Below are 19,289 nucleotides of genomic sequence, written 5' to 3'. Positions count from 1 at the left end.
ATGTTACCATTAAAAGAATTTGTACAAAATCGTTACAATAAATCTATCGCAGAATGTAGCAATGAGGAGCTTTACCTTGCTCTTCTTAACTACAGCAAACTTGCAAGCAGCCAAAAACCAGTGAACACTGGTAAGAAAAAAGTTTACTACATCTCAGCTGAGTTCTTGATTGGTAAACTCTTGTCAAACAACTTGATTAACCTTGGTCTTTATGACGAAGTTAAAAAAGAACTTGCTGACGCAGGTAAAGAGTTGATCGAAATCGAAGAAGTAGAATTGGAACCATCACTTGGTAATGGTGGTTTGGGACGTTTGGCAGCCTGTTTTATCGACTCAATCGCTACACTTGGATTGAATGGTGACGGTGTTGGTTTGAACTACCACTTTGGTCTTTTCCAACAAGTGCTTAAAAACAACCAACAAGAAACTATTCCTAACGCTTGGTTGACTGACCAAAACTGGTTGGTTCGCTCAAGCCGTAGCTACCAAGTGCCATTTGCACACTTTACATTGACATCTACTCTTTACGATATCGATGTACCTGGTTACAAAACTGCTACTAAAAACCGTTTGCGTTTGTTTGACTTGGATTCAGTTGATTCTTCAATCATCCAAGATGGTATCGACTTTGACAAGACAGATATCGCTCACAACTTGACTCTTTTCCTTTACCCAGACGATAGCGACAAACAAGGTGAATTGCTCCGTATCTTCCAACAATACTTCATGGTTTCAAACGGTGCTCAATTGATCATCGATGAAGCAATCGAAAAAGGAAGCAACTTGCATGACCTTGCTGACTACGCAGTTGTACAAATCAACGATACTCACCCTTCAATGGTGATTCCTGAATTGATCCGTCTTTTGACTGAACGTGGTATCGAACTTGATGAAGCAATCTCTATCGTTCGTAGTATGACTGCTTACACAAACCACACAATCCTTGCTGAAGCCCTTGAAAAATGGCCTCTTGAATTCTTGGAAGAAGTGGTTCCTCACTTGGTACCAATCATCAAAGAATTGGACCGTCGTGTTCGTGCTGAATACAAAGATCCAGCTGTTCAAATCATTGATGAAGACGATCGTGTACACATGGCCCACATGGATATCCACTATGGATACAGCGTAAACGGAGTTGCCGCTCTTCACACAGAAATTTTGAAGAACTCTGAGTTGAAAGCTTTCTACGATCTTTACCCAGAAAAATTCAACAACAAAACAAACGGTATCACATTCCGTCGTTGGCTTATGCATGCTAACCCAAGCTTGTCTCACTACTTGGATGAGATTCTTGGCCGCGAATGGCACCATGAAGCTTCTAAATTGGAAGACCTTCTTTCATACGAAGACAAGGCTGCTGTCAAAGAAAAATTGGAAAGCATCAAAGCTCACAACAAACGTAAATTGGCTCGTCACTTGAAAGAGCACCAAGGTGTGGAAATCAATACAAACTCGATCTTTGACATCCAAATCAAACGTCTTCACGAGTATAAACGTCAACAAATGAACGCTTTGTATGTTATCCATAAATACCTTGACATCAAGGCTGGTAACATCCCTGCTCGTCCAATCACAGTCTTCTTTGGTGGTAAAGCAGCCCCTGCCTACACAATTGCTCAAGACATCATTCACTTGATCCTTTGCTTGTCAGAAGTAATCGCTAATGACCCAGCAGTTGCACCACACTTACAAGTGGTTATGGTTGAAAACTACAACGTTACTGCAGCAAGCTTCTTGATTCCAGCGTGTGATATCTCTGAACAAATCTCACTTGCTTCTAAGGAGGCTTCAGGTACTGGTAACATGAAATTCATGTTGAACGGAGCTTTGACTCTTGGTACTATGGACGGAGCTAACGTGGAAATCGCTGAGTTGGTTGGCGATGAAAACATCTACATCTTTGGTGAAGATTCAGAAACTGTTATCGACCTTTACGCAAAATCAGCTTACAAATCAAGCGAATTCTACGCTCGTAAAGCGATCAAACCATTGGTTGACTTTATCGTGAGCGACGCTGTTCTTGCAGTTGGTAAGATTGAACGCTTGGAACGTCTTTATAACGAATTAATCAACAAAGACTGGTTCATGACTCTTCTTGACTTGGAAGACTACATCAAAGTGAAAGAGCAAATGCTTGCTGACTACGAAGACCGTGACGCATGGTTGGATAAAGTCATCGTTAACATTTCTAAAGCAGGATTCTTCTCATCTGACCGTACAATCGCTCAGTATAACGAAGATATCTGGCACTTGAACTAAGATATACAATTTAATAGTTATTACACTATCTAGCAAAAAAGCGAGTTTCAGTTGAAATTCGCTTTTTTGAATGTTATGGATTTGAGGTTGACTGGTCTCAAAAGAAAAAATAATTTGTCAATAATTTCTAGACTTAAAAATCAAACCTAGAGAACACTAAGAAGGCTGGTTGTACTACCTTTAAGCCTAAGGTTCTTCTTAGCTGTTACCTCAAATTTCTTGTATTCGTTTACAAACAGTATTATAATAGTATTATAGTAAAGAAGGAGGATGTTCTTATGTGGAAAAAATATTTTTCAAAATATAAATGGACTGATTTATTTTGGATTCTTTTTGTAATTTGGTCATGCCTTTATATGGGTAATAGTTTTTCGTTTCCACTGACTCATCAAGAAATCTCTTTTCATGGATGTTGTTATGGGGCAGCACTTGCCTTATATCACTTGCTATTTATTGATAAGTTTGTTATCTCGAATCGAAAATAAATGGAGAGGTCAAAATTTTTTATACTTTTCGAAAAGACAGTGAAAAACCGTGTTTTAAACCCGCATCTCAAGAAGAGGTGCGGGCTTTGTAGTATCTCAAAAATTTATTTATAGTGCTTTTCCGACCAGAATCTCTGCTTCGATGGTAATCTCTGTCAGTTGGCTCCAATCAATCTTGCTTTGGTCAACGTGAAAGAGGAGGGGTGTCATGCTGAGTAAAGCTTGTCTTTGCTCTGCGGTGATGGGATTGGTCAGGGAAGCTATCTGGTTAGATTGGATGCTGAAATATTCTTGGAAATGTTCCTTGATATCTTGATTGGAATAATCCTTCTTTGTCAGCTGATCCTGTACTATTTGGCGGATTTCCTTGAGGTGGTTTTCAGTCGGGATGACCTTAATTAAGATACCTTTTTGGGATAAAACGCGACGAAATTCTCCATAATTTGCAGGCGAGAAGATATCAAGAAGGATATCCATGCTAGCGTCTTTTATAGGAAGTCGAGCCAGGTCACCGACAAACCAATTGACTGCCCAGTTGGGTTCGCTCTTGGCAGCGATTTGGACCGAATCTTTTGAAATGTCAAAGGCATAAAAGGTTTTATCAGAGTGACTTTCTTGGAGCTTGCGAGAGTAGAAGCCTTCGCCACAGCCGATATCCAAGACTGTTTGACTCGTTTCTAAGCTAGAAAGCATGGTTGATAAGGCATCTAGAATAGCTTGGTAAAAGCCAGCTTCTAGGATTTGCTGGCGGTTTTGAAAGTTTTCTTTATCGTAGTTGGCGGATTGTTTGATTTGAGGGGCAAGATTGACATAGCCGAATTTTGCTAGGTCAAAAGAATGCCGATTCTCACATTTAAGACTAGACTCTACCAAGGTCAGATTTTCTTGGCAGATAGGGCAGGCAAAGGCACTAGCAGAAGCAAAGCGCTGGAGTTTGGGTTTGAGGTTTGTATTCATAGTTTAAGTGTATCAAAAGAGGCAAATGAAAGCAACTTTAGGAATAAGTAAATGGGAGATTCAGTAGAAATAAAACTAATTCTCCAATTTATAGAATGAAATTGCTTTTATATCTAAATTGCTATATAATAATGATAAGGAGGAAATAAGTATGTTAAAAGAAGTACTAACCGTTGCAAAAGTTGCGAAAAAATCATCACTCTTTTTGGGTGGTGTCGCATTTGGTACCCTTGGTTTGAAAATCTTAGCAAGTAAGGAAGCTAAAAAAGGTTATTCTAAAGCTTTGGCTAAGGCTTACAAGTTGAAAGACGGGCTAGATGCATCTGTTTCTGTTGTGAAACAACATGGAGACGATGTCTTGCAAGATGCCAAATATTTGTACGAGCAAGAGAAAAAAGAAGAGCAATTAGATAGCCTTATAGGAGAATAATATGTCTTTTAAAGTGCTACATAGAGGATACCAACATATCCGACTATCATCTTCTTTTTCACTCACCTTGGATATTCAAGACTATCTTCGTTCCTTGGCGAGAGATGAAAAGGGGATTGAGTCTATCCAGTTTTACATGGATCAACAGCACTTTACTCTACGCATAAAAGAAGGCTTTTCTGTATTAGATAATGCAGAAGCCTTTTTAAAAAGAATTGATAAAGGGAAAGTTTCTGAGTTGATGACTCTTCCCATTCGTAGAGAAGAGAGTGCTTATTCTATTGTTTCAGGTGCAGCGATTAAGCGTGTACTTTTTCGTAGTTTTGTGCCGTATCCTATTCGCTATATATGGACTTGTTATCAGGCTTTGGGTTATATTAGAGAAGCCTATCAAACACTAGCGCGTAAGGAACTAACGATGGAGGTCTTGGACTGTTCGGCGATTTTATTGTCCTTGTTTATGAACCAATCCAAGACAGCTAGCAATATCATGTTTATGCTTGATTTGGGGAATCATTTAGATCAGTGGTCCTTGAAAAAAACTGCAACAGATTTAGAACAGAGTCTTCTTGCAAAAGAGAGCGATGTATTCCTAGTACAGGGTGATACGGTCGTTAGTATCAAGAGTTCCAATGTTCAAATAGGAGATGTCTTGGTATTATCTCAAGGAAATGAAATTCTGTTTGATGGACAAGTAGTTTCAGGTTTAGGTATGGTCAACGAAAGTTCCTTGACGGGAGAGAGTTTTCCAGTTGAAAAAAGAGAGTCTGATTTGGTTTGTGCAAATACAGTATTAGAAACTGGAGAGTTACGCATTCGTGTAACCGATAATCAGATGAACAGCCGGATTTTACAACTGATTGAGTTGATGAAGAAATCTGAAGAAAACAAGAAAACGAAACAACGCTATTTCATCAAAATGGCGGATAAGGTCGTCAAATATAATTTCTTGGGGGCTGGTCTGACTTACCTATTAACAGGTTCTTTTTCTAAGGCTATTTCTTTCCTATTGGTCGATTTCTCCTGCGCTTTGAAAATCTCTACTCCTGTAGCTTATTTGACAGCTATCAAGGAGGGGTTGAACCGTGAAATGGTGATTAAGGATGGGGCTGTTCTGGAGAAATATCTGGAAGTTGATACTTTCTTATTTGATAAGACGGGAACAATCACAACTAGCTATCCGATAGTTGAAAAGGTGTTACCTTTTGGAGACAATAGTGAGGAAGATATTCTCAGAATCAGTGCCTGTCTTGAGGAACACATTTATCATCCTATTGCTAATGCCATCGTCAAGCAAGCCGAGATAGAGGGAATTGAACATGAGGAAATGCATGGGAAACTCCAATATATCGCAAGTAAGGGGATCAAATCTCATATAGATGGCCAACCAGTTCTTATTGGGAATTATGTCTTGATGCAGGATGAGCAGATTCATATCAGTTCAGAACAAAATGCTTTAATTGAAGAGTACAAGAGTCACTACAATCTCTTATTCTTAGCCTACCAGAATGAATTGATTGGAATGTTCTGTATTCATACTCCTTTGAGAAAAGAAGCAAAAGCAGCCTTGGAGAAACTTAAGGCACAAGGGAAAAAATTGATTCTGGCAACAGGGGACACCCTGGTTAGGACAGAGGAATTAGTCAAAGATTTGCCCTTTGATCAGGTCTATACAGACTTGAAACCTGATGGGAAATTTGAGTTAGTAGAGGAACTGCAGAAAGCAGGTCACACTATTTTGATGGTTGGAGATGGATTGAATGACTCAGCGGCTCTAACCCTATCAGATATCGGTGTGGTGATGAATGAGAGTGCAGATATTTCTAAGCAGATGAGTGATATCTTATTGTTAGATAATCGCTTGGATTTCTTCCAAGAGTTGGATTCGCTATCATCATCTTTGCAAACACTCATCAAGAAGAATATTCAAGATACCGTTGTCGTAAATAGTAGTTTGATTGGCTTTGGCTTGTTTAACTGGCTCAGCCCTTCAAATCTTTCTATCTTACATAATCTAACAACCTTACGCATTGTACTGCGTAGCCTGTCTATTAAGGGATAGGTGGGGACTATTCACAGCAAAAAGGAGTTACCTTTATCGAGGTTAACTCCTTTGTTTATAGGTAAATGTTGAACAATTTAGTAAGTCAATACAAAATATTTTTTCTTACCGCGACGGATAACGGTCAATTCATTTTCTAATTTATCGCTATCGCTCAAGACATAGTCAAGGTCTTGGATGCGGTCGCCGTTGACGTAGATAGCTCCGTTTTGGACGTCTTCACGGGCTTGGCGTTTTGAGTTAACTACACCAGATGAGACGAGCAGTTCCACGATATTGTGGTTTTCGTCTGCCTGAACTTGGTAGTTTGGTACACCACGAAGTCCTTGTTTGAGCTCTTTGACAGAAAGGTTTTTGATGTTTCCTGCAAATAGTTGCTCAGTAATGTTAAGGGCTTCTTTGTAGGCTTCTTCTCCATGTACAAGTGTTACGACTTCACGAGCGAGGACTTTTTGAGCCAAGCGTTCGTGTGGAGCTGCTTCAAATTGTTTGCGGATGTCTTCAATCTCATCAAGTGACAAGAAAGTAAAGATTTTCAAGAAGCGAACAGCGTCAGCGTCCATAACATTCATCCAGAATTGGTACATTTCGTATGGAGAAGTCTTTTCAGGGTTGAGCCAAACAGCGTTTCCTTCAGATTTACCAAATTTCTTACCAGTTGCGTCTGTGATGAGTGGAACAGTGATAACGTGACCAGTCTTGTCAGCCTTACGACGAAGCAACTCTGTACCAGCAGTCATATTTCCCCATTGGTCAGAACCACCGATTTGAAGGGTTACATTGTGCTCTTGGTTCAAAACAAAGAAGTCGTACCCTTGCATGATTTGGTAGGCAAACTCAGTGTAAGAAATCCCTGTTTCAATTCGTTTTTTAACAGACTCCTTGCTCATCATGTAGTTGACAGTGAAGTATTTTCCGATATCACGGAGGAAGTCAATGAAGCTGATGCTGCCAAACCAGTCGTAGTTGTTGACCATGACAGCTTTATTTTCACCATTTTCAAAATCAAGAAAGCGAGAAAGTTGTCCTTGGATAGACTTGACCCAGCCATTTACTGTGTCTTTTGTTTGGAGACTACGCTCAGCATCTTTGAAGGACGGATCTCCGATGAGACCAGTAGCACCGCCAACGAGCGCATAAGGTTTGTGACCTGCTAACTGCAAGCGACGACTTGTCAAGATTGCGACAAGGTGGCCTAGGTGAAGGCTGTCAGCAGTTGGATCGTAGCCAGTATAATAAGAAACTTGACCTTCTTCTAGGGCTTTACGCAAAGCTTCTTCATCAGTCGTTTGAAAAATCAAACCACGCTCTTTTAGCTCATCAAAAATGTGCATGTGTCTTTTCTCCTTTTAAAATATTGTTTCTACCTATTTTACCACAAACTTGGCAAATAACCTAGTAAAATCGGGAATAAAGTTGCTACTTGGACTTTTTTGGAAACGAGTGAAATATGGTATAATAGCACTAGCTTATTTTCAGAGAAATAGATAAAAATAGTTGAGAAAGGGGCTGGAAAATGTCTCATATTATTGAATTGCCAGAAGTATTGGCCAACCAGATTGCAGCAGGAGAAGTTATCGAGCGTCCTGCTAGCGTTGTCAAAGAATTAGTTGAAAATGCTATCGATGCTGGCTCAAGCCAGATTATCGTTGAGATTGAAGAAGCTGGTCTTAAGAAAATCCAAATAACAGATAATGGTCACGGGATTGCCCATGACGAAGTAGAGTTGGCCCTCCGTCGTCATGCCACTAGTAAGATAAAGAATCAGGCAGATCTCTTTCGGATTCGCACGCTGGGTTTTCGTGGTGAAGCCCTGCCTTCAATCGCTTCTGTTAGTGTTTTAACTTTGTTGACTGCGGTGGATGGAGCAAGTCACGGGACCAAGTTAGTGGCTCGTGGGGGAGAAGTTGAGGAAATCATTCCAGCGACCAGTCCTGTGGGGACTAAGGTTTGTGTGGAAGACCTTTTTTTCAACACACCAGCCCGTCTCAAGTATATGAAGAGTCAGCAGGCGGAGTTGTCTCACATCATTGATATTGTCAACCGTTTGGGGCTAGCCCATCCTGAGATTTCTTTTAGCCTGATTAGTGATGGCAAGGAAATGACACGAACAGCTGGTACGGGTCAACTGCGTCAAGCCATTGCTGGGATTTATGGTTTAGCCAGTGCCAAAAAAATGGTTGAGATTGAGAATTCTGACCTAGATTTTGAAATTTCAGGTTTTGTCTCATTGCCTGAATTGACGCGGGCTAATCGCAACTATATCAGTCTTTTTATCAATGGCCGTTATATCAAAAACTTCCTACTCAATCGAGCTATTTTAGATGGCTATGGTAGTAAGCTCATGGTGGGGCGTTTTCCACTAGCCGTTATTCACATTCATATCGATCCTTATCTAGCAGATGTCAATGTGCATCCAACCAAGCAAGAGGTACGAATTTCCAAAGAAAGAGAACTGATGGCGCTGGTCTCAGAAGCTATTGCAAAGAGTCTCAAGGAACAAACCTTGATTCCGGACGCCTTGGAAAATCTTGCCAAATCTACTGTTCGAAATCGTGAAAAAGTAGAGCAAACGACTTTGCCGCTGAGAGAAAATACGCTTTACTATGAAAAAACGGAACAAACTAGACCTACTCAAGCTGAGGTGGCAGACCATCAGTTGAACCTGACTGAAGAGAAACAGGATTTGAATCTGTTTGCTAAGGAAACCTTGGATCAGCTGACTAAACCAGCTAAACTGCATTTTGCAGAGAGAAAGCCTGTCAGCTATGATCAATTGGACCATCCAGAGTTAGATCTAGCTAGTTTGGATAAGGCTTATGATAAGTTGGAGCGCGAAGAGTCTTCGAGCTTCCCAGAGTTGGAATTTTTCGGGCAAATGCATGGAACCTATCTCTTTGCCCAAGGGCGAGATGGGCTTTACATCATAGACCAACACGCGGCCCAGGAACGGGTCAAGTATGAAGAATACCGCGAGAGTATTGGCAATGTTGACCAGAGCCAGCAGCAACTCCTGGTACCTTATATTTTCGAATTTCCAGCGGATGATGCCCTTCGTCTCAAAGAAAGAATGCCTCTTTTAGAAGAAGTTGGCGTCTTTCTAGCAGAGTACGGGGAGAATCAATTTATCCTACGGGAACATCCAATTTGGATGGTAGAGGAGGAAATCGAGTCAGGAATCTATGAGATGTGTGATATGCTTCTTTTGACTAAGGAAGTTTCGATCAAGAAATACCGGGCAGAGCTGGCGATTATGATGTCCTGCAAGCGTTCCATCAAGGCCAATCATCGAATCGATGACCACTCAGCTAGACAGCTTCTCTATCAGCTCTCTAAATGTGACAACCCCTACAACTGTCCGCACGGACGTCCGGTTTTGGTGCACTTTACCAAGTCAGACATGGAAAAGATGTTCCGTCGCATTCAAGAAAATCATACAAGCCTACGCGAACTAGGAAAATACTAAATTTAAGGGAAAACTATGTACGAATATCTAAAGGGTATTATTACCAAAATTACTGCTAAATACATTGTTCTAGAAGCTAACGGGATCGGCTACATTTTGCACGTGGCTAACCCCTATGCTTACTCAGGACAAGTCAATCAAGAAGCGCAAATCTATGTCCATCAAGTTGTTCGCGAAGATGCTCACCTGCTTTACGGCTTTCGTTCAGAAGACGAGAAAAAACTCTTTCTCAGCTTGATTTCGGTGTCGGGCATTGGTCCAGTATCAGCTCTGGCTATCATTGCAGCAGATGACAATGCTGGCCTTGTCCAAGCGATTGAGACCAAGAATATCACCTACTTGACCAAGTTTCCGAAGATTGGTAAGAAAACAGCCCAGCAGATGGTGTTGGACCTAGAAGGTAAGGTGGTTGTGGCAGGTGATGAGCTTCCTGCTAAGATTGCTGTTCCATCTAGCAGTGATAACCAAGAATTGGAAGAAGCTATGGAAGCCATGTTGGCACTGGGCTACAAGGTAACAGAGCTCAAGAAAATTAAGAAATTCTTTGAAGGAACGACAGATACAGCAGAGAATTATATCAAGTCGGCCCTTAAGATGTTGGTGAAATAGGAGGTTCCTATGCCCAAACGTTGTGGCTGGGTCAAAATGAACAACCCTCTGTATGTAGCCTACCACGATGAGGAATGGGGTCAACCCCTACATGACGATCGAGCGCTTTTTGAGTTGCTTTGTATGGAAACTTATCAGGCTGGACTATCTTGGGAAACGGTGCTCAATAAACGCCAAGCCTTCCGTCAAGCTTTTCAGGGTTACCAAGTCCAAGCTGTTGCAGACATGACGGATGAAGAGCTGGAAGCTTTGATGAATAATCCAGCAATTATCCGCAATCGAGCCAAGATTTTTGCGACGCGTGCCAACGCCCAAGCATTTTTGCAAGTCCAGAAAACCTACGGCTCTTTTGACGCTTATCTCTGGTCTTTTGTAGAGGGGAAAACCATGGTCAATGATATCCCGGACTACAGTCAAGCACCGGCCAAAACGCCTTTGTCTGAAAAAATATCCAAGGATCTCAAAAAACGTGGTTTTAAGTTCACTGGACCAGTCGCTGTTTTGTCCTTTCTACAGGCTGCAGGGTTGGTTGATGACCATGAGAATGATTGTGAATGGAAGGGGAATTAAATGATGTCTAGCAAAAATAAGGGAATTCTGATTTTTGCGATTCTCTACACAGTTCTCTTTGTGTTTGATGGCGTTAGATGGTTGGTTTTCTTGATGCCATCTACCATTGCGAATTATCTAAAATATCTAGTCTATGTAGTATTAGCTCTATATGCCTCTTTCTTGTGCAAGGATAGATTGATTCAGCAATGGAATGAGATTAGAAAGACGAAAAGAAAATTCTTCCTTGGCGTCTTAACAGGATGGCTCTTTCTCATTCTGATGACTGTTGCCTTTGGATTTATATCAGAGTTGTTGAGGCAGTTTTTCGGGCTGGTCGGACAAGGTCTAAACCAGTCGAATATTCAAAGTACCTTTCAAGAGCAACCACTACTGATAGCGGTTTTCGCCTGCATCATTGGACCTTTGGTGGAAGAACTCTTTTTCCGTCAGCTCTTATTGCATCACTTGCAGAAAAGTCTGCCAAGTTGGCTAAGCATTCTTCTGGTAGGAATTGTCTTTGCTCTGACTTATATGCATAATGTAAGTTTATCAGAGTGGGTCGGTGCAGTCGGATACCTAGGTGGTGGCCTTGCCTTTTCTATTATTTATGTGAAAGAAAAGGAGAATGTCTACTATCCCCTACTTGTTCACATGTTAGGCAATAGCCTCTCCTTTATTATTTTAGCTATCGGTAGTATGTGATGAAAATGCTAGTAACGATACTGAAAAAAGCTGAGAAATTCATCTCAGCTTTCTTTGTTATAGTCAAAGCGAATGACTTGCTCCGTTGCATCTACATGGGCGTGGACTCCGAAGGGGACAATAGCTCTTGGAGTTGCGTGTCCAACATTTAGATTATAGACAATCGGGATATTGCTATCAATGATATCCAATAGTGCCTCTTTATAGTCGTCATAGAAAGTTTCATCCATAGGTTTTCCGACCAAGAGTCCACTGATGACCGCGAATATGCCCGTGTCCTTTAAAGTTCGCAACATCTTTTTGAAGTCTTCAGGCTTAGGCTTTTCTTCGCTTGTTTCTAGCAAGAGAATCTTTCCTTCCCAGTCGGATAAGTCAGGGAAGAGTTTGTACTTTTGGCAGAGCTCCGTACTGTCTGCGTATCGAGAATTGTCAAAGATATCATAGAGAGATTCAAGGCAACCACCGAGAATTTCTCCCTCAAACTGAGCATTTCCTTGCAATAAGTCAAAACCTGTATTTACATGACTGATACGAGCTGTTCCCAGGGCCTTTGGACTAAAGTCAATCCGTTCCTCATACCAAACGTCGCTAGGGCGGATTTCTGAGATTTTTCCAGTCTCAATCAATTCTTTAAAGTAGTGGCGGCTATATGGCAACATTTCTTTGTCTAATTCACAAATGTCTGCTAAAAAGGATTGACCATAAAAAGTTTTAACACCTAGTTTATGCAACATGAGATGGTTCATGGTCGTATCCGAGAAGCCAAGAAAAATCTTTTGTTTGATAACTTTTTCTAGTTGGTCATTTTCAAAAAGATAGGGTAATAAACGATAGGTATCGTCTCCACCGATGGCGCATAGGATCATGTCGATACTATCATCAGAAAAGGCCTGAATCAAATCCTCCGCACGAGCTTCAGGATGTTCTTTGATAAAGTTTAAGCCTTTTAGTGAATGAGGTAAAAAGATAGGATTGAGTCCGAGGCCCTTGAGACGTTGAATACCCAAGTCCACTTCGTGTTTGACAAAGTCTTCTCCGATAATGCCACTAGACAAACTAACAATACCAATAGTAGAAACCATATCTCATCCTCCTAGAAATAAATTGATGCTATTGTATCACAAAAGATGAGGAGAAACAACAAGAATTAGAATCAGAAAAAGGCTTTTAAATCAAGAAAGTAAGCAAAAAAGCAACCGCTCGATGTGGTTGCTATTATAGTAGTTAATTTCTTATAGAGCAGTAAGGAAGGTCAGTCCGCCAAGGACAACCCCGGCCGAGTTTGGAATGATTAGAATCCAATCTTTCTTAGGCTCTTTTGTCCATCCATAAATGACCCAGATTAAGCAAGAGATTGCTGCTGATAAAGGTTGAAATGGTTGAGCTTTGTTCCCTTGTAAATTGGCAAAAATTTGGGGGATGTAGGCTATAAATACAATAATCCCAATAAAGGCACCAATTGAACCAACAATTTGATTAATTCTCTGTTTAGTCATATATATTTCTCCTTATTATTTTATTAGTATAACAGAAAAACAACTTGGATTCAAGGATAAAACCTCGGGATTCCAAGGGAAGACTTTACATTGAAGTAAATTTAGACAAAATGTCTATTTATGATTTTGACGAATCAATAAATGATTTGGAACTACAAAAAAAGTAGTCTGTCTACAAAACACACTACTTTCATTGTTTATCTTAATATCTAGCAGGTCCTGCACTTGCGCTCTTGATGTTGAAACGTTTTTTGAGGTAGAAACGTAGGGCAAGGAGAGCTCCTCCGATAACCATCAAAACAAGAGGTGGTAGGCTGATGTTGATGGCTTGTGGAAGGAAGTTACTCAAGAAGAGGATGAAGACCCAGGCAAACATGGTTGCTAACATAACCAAAAGTGATTTCCAGAATGGAGGACGTTGGCTACGGTCAGTATCTGGTCCGTAGTAGCGGTAGATGAAGTGGTAGAGAAGGTAGAAGGCAACTCCTCCGAAGGCCCCTACACTGATGAGTGTTACCAAACCGTAAGCCACTGGTTGGTTTGAGAAGAAGCTCATCAAGGCACTAACTACTGCAAACAGTCCTGTAATGAAAAGGGCTGAATCCAACATCATCAATTTTGGATCGTCGTTTTCCTTTGGATGTTCTTTCTCGTATTGCTCTTTTTCGCTGAAGCTGTGAGCCCAGTGAGTTGGTGCTCCATAGATAGAACGAGCAGTCACACCTTTTGGTTGTTCTTCAAGGATGTGAGGAATCACTTCTTCAAGGATAGCCTTGATTTCAGCGTCAGTTTTTCCATCTTTTAGAAATTGTTGGGTTGCAATGTGGATAAATTCTTGGTTTTTCTTGGTTAATTCTTTTAAATCAATCTGTGACATAATAACTCCTGTTTAGAACCATTTTTTATGGATGAGGTAAAGAGTGAGAGAGACACTCATAGCAAAGGCGATAAAGACGATGAGCCAGAAAGCATGCGGTTCTCCGTTTAAAGGAATTTCATTATCCTTAAAGTTCATTCCGTAGGCTGAGAAAATCATGGTCGGGATGGACATAACGATGGTTACGAGGGCCAAGGTTTTCATGATATTGTTCTGGTTGTTTGAAATGATAGAAGCGAAGGTCTCTGTCATAGAGTGAAGGACGTTTCCGTAGATATCCGCCATCTCGATGGCCTGTTGCGTTTCAATCAAGGTATCTTCCAGTAAGTCTTCATCTTCGAGGTATTTCTTGATATTGCTAGTCGCACTGGTCAATTTTTTAATCACGCGCTCATTTGTCTTAAGTGAAGCTTTGAAGTAGACGATGGTCTTTTCCAACTCCATGAGTTCAATCAATTCTTCGTTTCGAGTAGATTTATGAAGTTGGCTCTCAATCTGCTCACTCTTACGTTCAATCGAACGGAGGGCAGTTAGGTAAATCTCCGCATTGCGGTATAGGATTTGGAAGATGAAGCGCGAACGCATGAAGGTATAGAAATTTCGAAGCCTACGATTGATAAAGACATCAAGAAGTGGTAGAGGCTCCAAGCAGGTAGTGATGATAGCCTCTTCTGTGATGATAATCCCCAAGGGAATAGTCACATAGTAGGTCTGGTTGTTTCTTTCCTCTGTGATTGGGACGTCTACGATAATCAAGGTGTACTCATCTTCGATGGTGATACGTGACATCTCTTCCGCATCGAGCGGTGCACGGAGATCGGCGATATCAATATCAAAGGCCGAGGCGATTTCCATCGATTCGCTTTGAGTAGGATTGACGAGATTGATCCAAGTGCCCGGCTGGAGCGTATCGATCTCTTTAAATTCAGTTGTTGTTGAGAGAAAGACTTGTTTCATATCTCCGATCCTTTCCTAATCTATTCTGTGTTAATACTCTTCGAAAATCAAATTCAAACCGCGTCAACGTCGCCTTGCCGTACTCAAGTACAGCCTGCAGCTAGTTTCCTAGTTTGCTCTTTGATTTTCATTGAGTATAAAGTGATTTTTGACACCGTACTATTATACTACAAAATCGGCTTTTTTGGTAATAGAATTTCACTTTTTTTGGTATAATGGAAAGCAACAATGGACTAGAAAGAAGTAACATGCAAGATAAGATTGTCATCCATGGGGCACGCGCCCATAATTTAAAAAATATAGATGTGGAAATTCCACGTGACAAGCTAGTTGTGGTGACGGGCCTGTCGGGTTCAGGCAAGTCCAGTCTTGCCTTTGATACCCTCTATGCAGAAGGGCAACGTCGCTACGTCGAGAGTCTGTCAGCCTATGCTCGTCAGTTTTTGGGAAATATGGAAAAGCCTGATGTGGACTCTATCGATGGCCTTAGCCCTGCTATTTCTATCGATCAGAAAACGACTAGTAAAAATCCACGCTCTACCGTTGGAACAACCACGGAAATCAACGACTATCTACGTCTCCTCTATGCACGTGTAGGAACACCCTACTGTATCAATGGACATGGGGCGATCAAGGCTTCGTCTGTCGAGCAGATTGTAGACAAGGTTTTGGAATTGCCAGAGCGCCAACGCTTGCAAATCCTAGCACCTGTTATCCGTAAGAAAAAAGGGCAGCATAAGACTCTGATTGAAAAGATTCAAAAGGATGGTTACGTACGTGTCCGTGTCGATGGAGTTGTCTACGACGTGACTGAAGTTCCTGAACTTGAAAAGAATAAACAACACAACATTGACGTGGTGGTAGACCGTATCATCATCAAAGAAGGTATCCGTAGTCGTCTCTTTGATTCGATTGAAGCAGCTCTCCGTATCGCTGAAGGTTATGTCGTTATCGATACCATGGATGATTCAGAGTTACTCTTTTCAGAACACTATGCCTGTCCAGTATGTGGATTTACGGTTCCAGAGTTAGAACCTCGTCTCTTCTCCTTCAACGCACCGTTTGGCTCCTGTAGTGAGTGTGATGGTTTGGGAATGAAGCTAGAGGTTGATACGGACTTAGTAGTGCCAGATGCTAGCAAAACTCTTCGCGAGGGAGCCTTAGCACCTTGGAACCCTATCTCTTCTAACTATTATCCAAATATGCTGGAACAAGCCATGACAGCCTTTGGAGTGGATATGGATAGGCCTTTTGAGGACTTGTCTGAGGCGGATAAACATCTCATTTTCTATGGTTCAGATGGGAAAGAATTCCATTTCCATTATGAAAATGAATTTGGTGGAGTTCGTGATATCGATATTCCTTTTGAAGGTGTTATCAGAAATATCAAGCGTCGCTATCATGAAACCAATAGCGACTATACTCGTACACAGATGCGTCTCTATATGAACGAGCTGACTTGTGGCACTTGTCATGGTTATCGTCTCAATGACCAAGCCTTATCTGTTCGTGTAGGGGGAGAGAAAGGACTCCATATCGGAGAAATTTCGGACCTCTCCATCGCAGACCATTTGGAGGTTATTGACCAGCTAACTCTATCTGAAAATGAGGCTATTATCGCTCGTCCTATCCTGAAGGAAATCAAGGACCGCTTGACTTTCCTAAATAACGTGGGCCTTAACTATTTAACGTTATCCCGCTCGGCAGGAACCCTATCAGGTGGGGAGAGTCAACGTATTCGCTTGGCGACTCAGATTGGTTCCAATCTCTCAGGAGTTCTCTATATCCTTGATGAGCCATCCATCGGTCTTCATCAGAGGGACAACGATCGCCTGATTGCCAGTCTGAAAAAAATGCGTGACTTGGGGAATACCTTGATCGTGGTGGAACACGATGAAGATACTATGCGAGAAGCTGATTATCTGATTGACGTTGGTCCTGGAGCGGGTGTCTTTGGTGGAGAAATTGTCGCGGCAGGAACGCCTAAGCAAGTAGCTCGCAACAGCAAATCCATTACAGGACAGTATCTATCAGGAAAACGCGCGATTCCAGTGCCGTCAGAACGTCGCGTTGGAAATGGACGTTTTATCGAAGTGACAGGAGCGCGTGAGAACAACTTGCAAAATATCACCGCTCGCTTCCCGCTAGGAAAGTTCATCGCGGTGACAGGTGTGTCAGGTTCAGGGAAGTCGACCCTCATTAACAGTATTCTCAAAAAAGCCATTGCTCAAAATCTCAATCACAATTCAGACAAGCCAGGTAAGTTTAAGACGATTACAGGAATCGAGCATATCGACCGTCTGATAGACATTGACCAGAGTCCAATTGGACGAACACCGAGGTCCAACCCTGCGACCTATACAGGTGTTTTTGATGACATTCGGGACCTCTTTGCTCAGACAAATGAAGCCAAGATTCGTGGCTATAAGAAGGGGCGTTTCAGTTTCAACGTCAAGGGCGGTCGCTGTGAAGCTTGCTCGGGTGACGGGATTATCAAGATTGAGATGCACTTCTTGCCAGATGTTTACGTAGCCTGCGAAGTCTGTCATGGGACTCGCTACAACAGTGAAACGCTAGAAGTTCACTACAAGGAAAAGAATATCTCGCAAGTCTTGGATATGACGGTCAATGACGCAGTAGAATTTTTTCAACACATTCCGAAAATTCAACGCAAACTCCAGACTATCAAGGATGTAGGTCTAGGTTATGTGACCTTAGGACAACCAGCTACGACACTTTCTGGTGGAGAAGCGCAGCGTATGAAGTTGGCTAGCGAACTCCACAAGCGCTCGACAGGTAAGTCCTTCTACATTTTAGATGAACCGACAACTGGTTTGCATACTGAGGACATCGCTCGCCTACTCACCGTTTTGTCTCGCTTTGTCGATGATGGAAATACAGTTCTCGTGATCGAGCACAATCTGGATGTCATCAAAACAGCAGACCATATTATCGACTTAGGACCAGAAGGTGGTGTCGGTGGCGGAACTATTATCGCAACAGGAACACCAGAGGAAGTAGCTGCCAATGAAGCTAGCTATACAGGACAGTATTTGAAAGGAAAGTTACATCATGAATAAACGTGTGCAAGCATTTTTAGATAAAATGCAAGAAAAAGAACTAGATGGAATCATTATCAATAACCTTAAAAATGTCTACTATTTGACAGGATTTTGGGGTTCAAATGGGACAGTCTTTATCAGTCGTGACCGTCAAGTCTTGGTGACAGATGCCCGCTATATCATTGCAGCCAAACAAGAAGTAACTGGTTTTGAGATTTTTGCAGAACGTGATGAGTTGGCAACTATCGCAAAGATTGCAAAAGATATGGGCCTTTCTCGTATCGGTTTTGAAGATGAGATTTCAGTTTCTTATTACCATCGCATGCAAACTGTCTTTGAGGGGATGGAATTGCTTCCTCAATCTCAGTTTGTTGAAGCGCTTCGTATGATTAAGGATGAAACAGAGATTGCGACTATTCGTAAGGCTTGTTCCATTTCTGACCAAGCTTTCCACGATGCGCTTGAATTTATCAAGCCAGGGAAGACTGAAATTGAAATTGCCAACTTCCTTGATTTCCGTATGCGTGAATTAGGAGCGGCAGGTTTGTCTTTTGACACAATCTTAGCGAGTGGCATCAACTCTTCTAAACCCCATGCCCACCCAATGCACAAGCCAGTAGAACTAGGTGAAGCTATCACTATGGACTTTGGATGCCTTTACGAGCATTATGTGAGTGATATGACTCGGACCATCTACCTCGGTCATGTCAGTGACGAGCAGGCAGAGATTTACAATACAGTTCTAAAAGCCAACCAAGCATTGATTGACCAAGCTAAGGCTGGTTTAGGTTTCCAAGACTTTGATAAGATTCCTCGTGACATTATTGTGGAAGCAGGTTATGGACAATACTTTACACACGGTATTGGACACGGTATCGGGCTTGATATCCATGAAGAACCTTACTTCAGTCAAACTTCTAAAGAAGTTATCAAAACTGGTATGGTCTTGACTGATGAACCAGGTATTTATATTGAAGGTAAATACGGGGTTCGTATCGAAGACGACATCCTGATTACAGATACCGGTTGTGAGTTATTAACCCTTGCTCCAAAAGAATTAATCGTAATCTAAGAAAAATGAGATAAATCATTGACTTTTACTAGTTAAAGGTTTATACTGAAAGGCGAAAACGGTAGGTGAGGCTACCATAGGGATACGGATGACTACCGCAAAGCAGTGGAGACACTACTCGTTGGTCAACAGTCCTGGTCGCGAAGGTCAAGACTAAGCTCATTACATCGCCCTATGGAGTTAAAGCTTGAACGAAAACAGATCATAAGTTTTTTAGTCCTGCCATTTTATGGCAGGATTTTCTGCTGTTTTAAAACAAAGAAAGGAGACAAACGATGCAAATTGACGATCATCCAGAACCGC

Annotated in this window: 16 protein-coding genes and 1 riboswitch; of the genes, 10 read left to right on the top strand and 6 right to left on the bottom strand. The window is 41.6% G+C overall.

All coding sequences use genetic code 11. From position 1 onward, the window contains the following. Together glgP and AB2B50_RS04450 are read left to right on the top strand one after the other, a co-directional pair. Entirely contained in the window at positions 1-2,259 is a 2,259-nt protein-coding gene (gene glgP, locus AB2B50_RS04455) for a glycogen/starch/alpha-glucan family phosphorylase (RefSeq protein ID WP_320692640.1), read from the top strand. Positions 2,260-2,537: 278 nt separating this feature from the next. Continuing rightward, complete coding sequence (locus AB2B50_RS04450; protein ID WP_320693292.1) at positions 2,538-2,744, top strand: hypothetical protein; 207 nt, start codon at positions 2,538-2,540, stop codon at positions 2,742-2,744. Positions 2,745-2,852: 108 nt separating this feature from the next. Here AB2B50_RS04450 and AB2B50_RS04445 read toward each other — a convergent pair whose 3' ends face one another. Further along, positions 2,853-3,701: a putative RNA methyltransferase gene (locus AB2B50_RS04445; protein WP_320692638.1), complete on the bottom strand. Its 849-nt coding sequence runs from the start codon at positions 3,699-3,701 to the stop codon at positions 2,853-2,855. A 151-nt stretch (positions 3,702-3,852) separates the two neighbouring features. Here AB2B50_RS04445 and AB2B50_RS04440 point away from each other — a divergent pair, with 151 nt between their 5' ends. Both AB2B50_RS04440 and AB2B50_RS04435 read left to right on the top strand, forming a co-directional pair. Next, complete coding sequence (locus AB2B50_RS04440) at positions 3,853-4,131, top strand: DUF6110 family protein (RefSeq protein ID WP_000910910.1); 279 nt, start codon at positions 3,853-3,855, stop codon at positions 4,129-4,131. 1 nt (position 4,132) lies between these two features. Next, complete coding sequence (locus AB2B50_RS04435) at positions 4,133-6,193, top strand: heavy metal translocating P-type ATPase (protein ID WP_000008777.1); 2,061 nt, start codon at positions 4,133-4,135, stop codon at positions 6,191-6,193. 77 nt (positions 6,194-6,270) lie between these two features. Here AB2B50_RS04435 and tyrS read toward each other — a convergent pair whose 3' ends face one another. Further along, on the bottom strand, positions 6,271-7,527 hold the full coding sequence (gene tyrS, locus AB2B50_RS04430; RefSeq protein WP_320692637.1) for a tyrosine--tRNA ligase: 1,257 nt from the start codon (positions 7,525-7,527) through the stop codon (positions 6,271-6,273). 182 nt (positions 7,528-7,709) lie between these two features. Here tyrS and mutL point away from each other — a divergent pair, with 182 nt between their 5' ends. Genes mutL through AB2B50_RS04410 form a run of 4 tightly spaced genes read left to right on the top strand, consistent with a single transcriptional unit; the run spans position 7,710 to position 11,522 of the window. Next, positions 7,710-9,659: a DNA mismatch repair endonuclease MutL gene (gene mutL, locus AB2B50_RS04425; RefSeq protein ID WP_320692636.1), complete on the top strand. Its 1,950-nt coding sequence runs from the start codon at positions 7,710-7,712 to the stop codon at positions 9,657-9,659. A 15-nt stretch (positions 9,660-9,674) separates the two neighbouring features. Beyond that, positions 9,675-10,268 carry a Holliday junction branch migration protein RuvA gene (gene ruvA / locus AB2B50_RS04420; RefSeq protein WP_049526441.1) on the top strand — a complete coding sequence of 198 codons (594 nt, stop codon included), beginning with the start codon at positions 9,675-9,677 and terminating at the stop codon, positions 10,266-10,268. Positions 10,269-10,277: 9 nt separating this feature from the next. Next, the gene (locus AB2B50_RS04415) at positions 10,278-10,838 is read left to right on the top strand and encodes a DNA-3-methyladenine glycosylase I (RefSeq protein ID WP_320692635.1); all 561 of its coding nucleotides are present in this window, start codon (positions 10,278-10,280) and stop codon (positions 10,836-10,838) included. After that, complete coding sequence (locus AB2B50_RS04410) at positions 10,839-11,522, top strand: CPBP family intramembrane glutamic endopeptidase (protein WP_320692634.1); 684 nt, start codon at positions 10,839-10,841, stop codon at positions 11,520-11,522. Positions 11,523-11,566: 44 nt separating this feature from the next. On the opposite strand, the gene AB2B50_RS04405 is transcribed toward AB2B50_RS04410, so the two are convergent. The 4 genes from AB2B50_RS04405 to AB2B50_RS04390 form a co-directional block, all read right to left on the bottom strand. After that, positions 11,567-12,604 (bottom strand): S66 family peptidase, encoded by a 1,038-nt coding sequence (locus AB2B50_RS04405; protein ID WP_320692633.1) that lies wholly within the window; start codon positions 12,602-12,604, stop codon positions 11,567-11,569. A gap of 150 nt (positions 12,605-12,754) precedes the next feature. Beyond that, complete coding sequence (locus AB2B50_RS04400; protein ID WP_000166358.1) at positions 12,755-13,018, bottom strand: SemiSWEET family transporter; 264 nt, start codon at positions 13,016-13,018, stop codon at positions 12,755-12,757. A 202-nt stretch (positions 13,019-13,220) separates the two neighbouring features. Then, positions 13,221-13,895: a DUF1129 domain-containing protein gene (locus tag AB2B50_RS04395; protein ID WP_000077985.1), complete on the bottom strand. Its 675-nt coding sequence runs from the start codon at positions 13,893-13,895 to the stop codon at positions 13,221-13,223. 12 nt (positions 13,896-13,907) lie between these two features. Then, positions 13,908-14,852 (bottom strand): magnesium transporter CorA family protein, encoded by a 945-nt coding sequence (locus AB2B50_RS04390; RefSeq protein WP_000815631.1) that lies wholly within the window; start codon positions 14,850-14,852, stop codon positions 13,908-13,910. A 248-nt stretch (positions 14,853-15,100) separates the two neighbouring features. On the opposite strand from AB2B50_RS04390, the gene uvrA reads away from it, so the two are divergent. Both uvrA and AB2B50_RS04380 read left to right on the top strand, forming a co-directional pair. Next, positions 15,101-17,932 carry an excinuclease ABC subunit UvrA gene (gene uvrA, locus AB2B50_RS04385; RefSeq protein WP_320692632.1) on the top strand — a complete coding sequence of 944 codons (2,832 nt, stop codon included), beginning with the start codon at positions 15,101-15,103 and terminating at the stop codon, positions 17,930-17,932. Next, entirely contained in the window at positions 17,925-18,986 is a 1,062-nt protein-coding gene (locus tag AB2B50_RS04380) for a M24 family metallopeptidase (protein ID WP_320692631.1), read from the top strand. Before uvrA ends, AB2B50_RS04380 begins: the two co-directional genes overlap by 8 nt. Before the next feature lie 53 nt (positions 18,987-19,039). Next, positions 19,040-19,193: riboswitch (M-box (ykoK) riboswitch) on the top strand. The last annotated feature ends 96 nt before the right edge of the window (positions 19,194-19,289 follow it).

Origin of the sequence: Streptococcus fermentans, assembly GCF_040888305.1 — a bacterium.
Classification (GTDB): Bacteria; Bacillota; Bacilli; order Lactobacillales; family Streptococcaceae; genus Streptococcus; species Streptococcus fermentans.
This window is presented reverse-complemented; position numbering and strand designations above follow the sequence as displayed.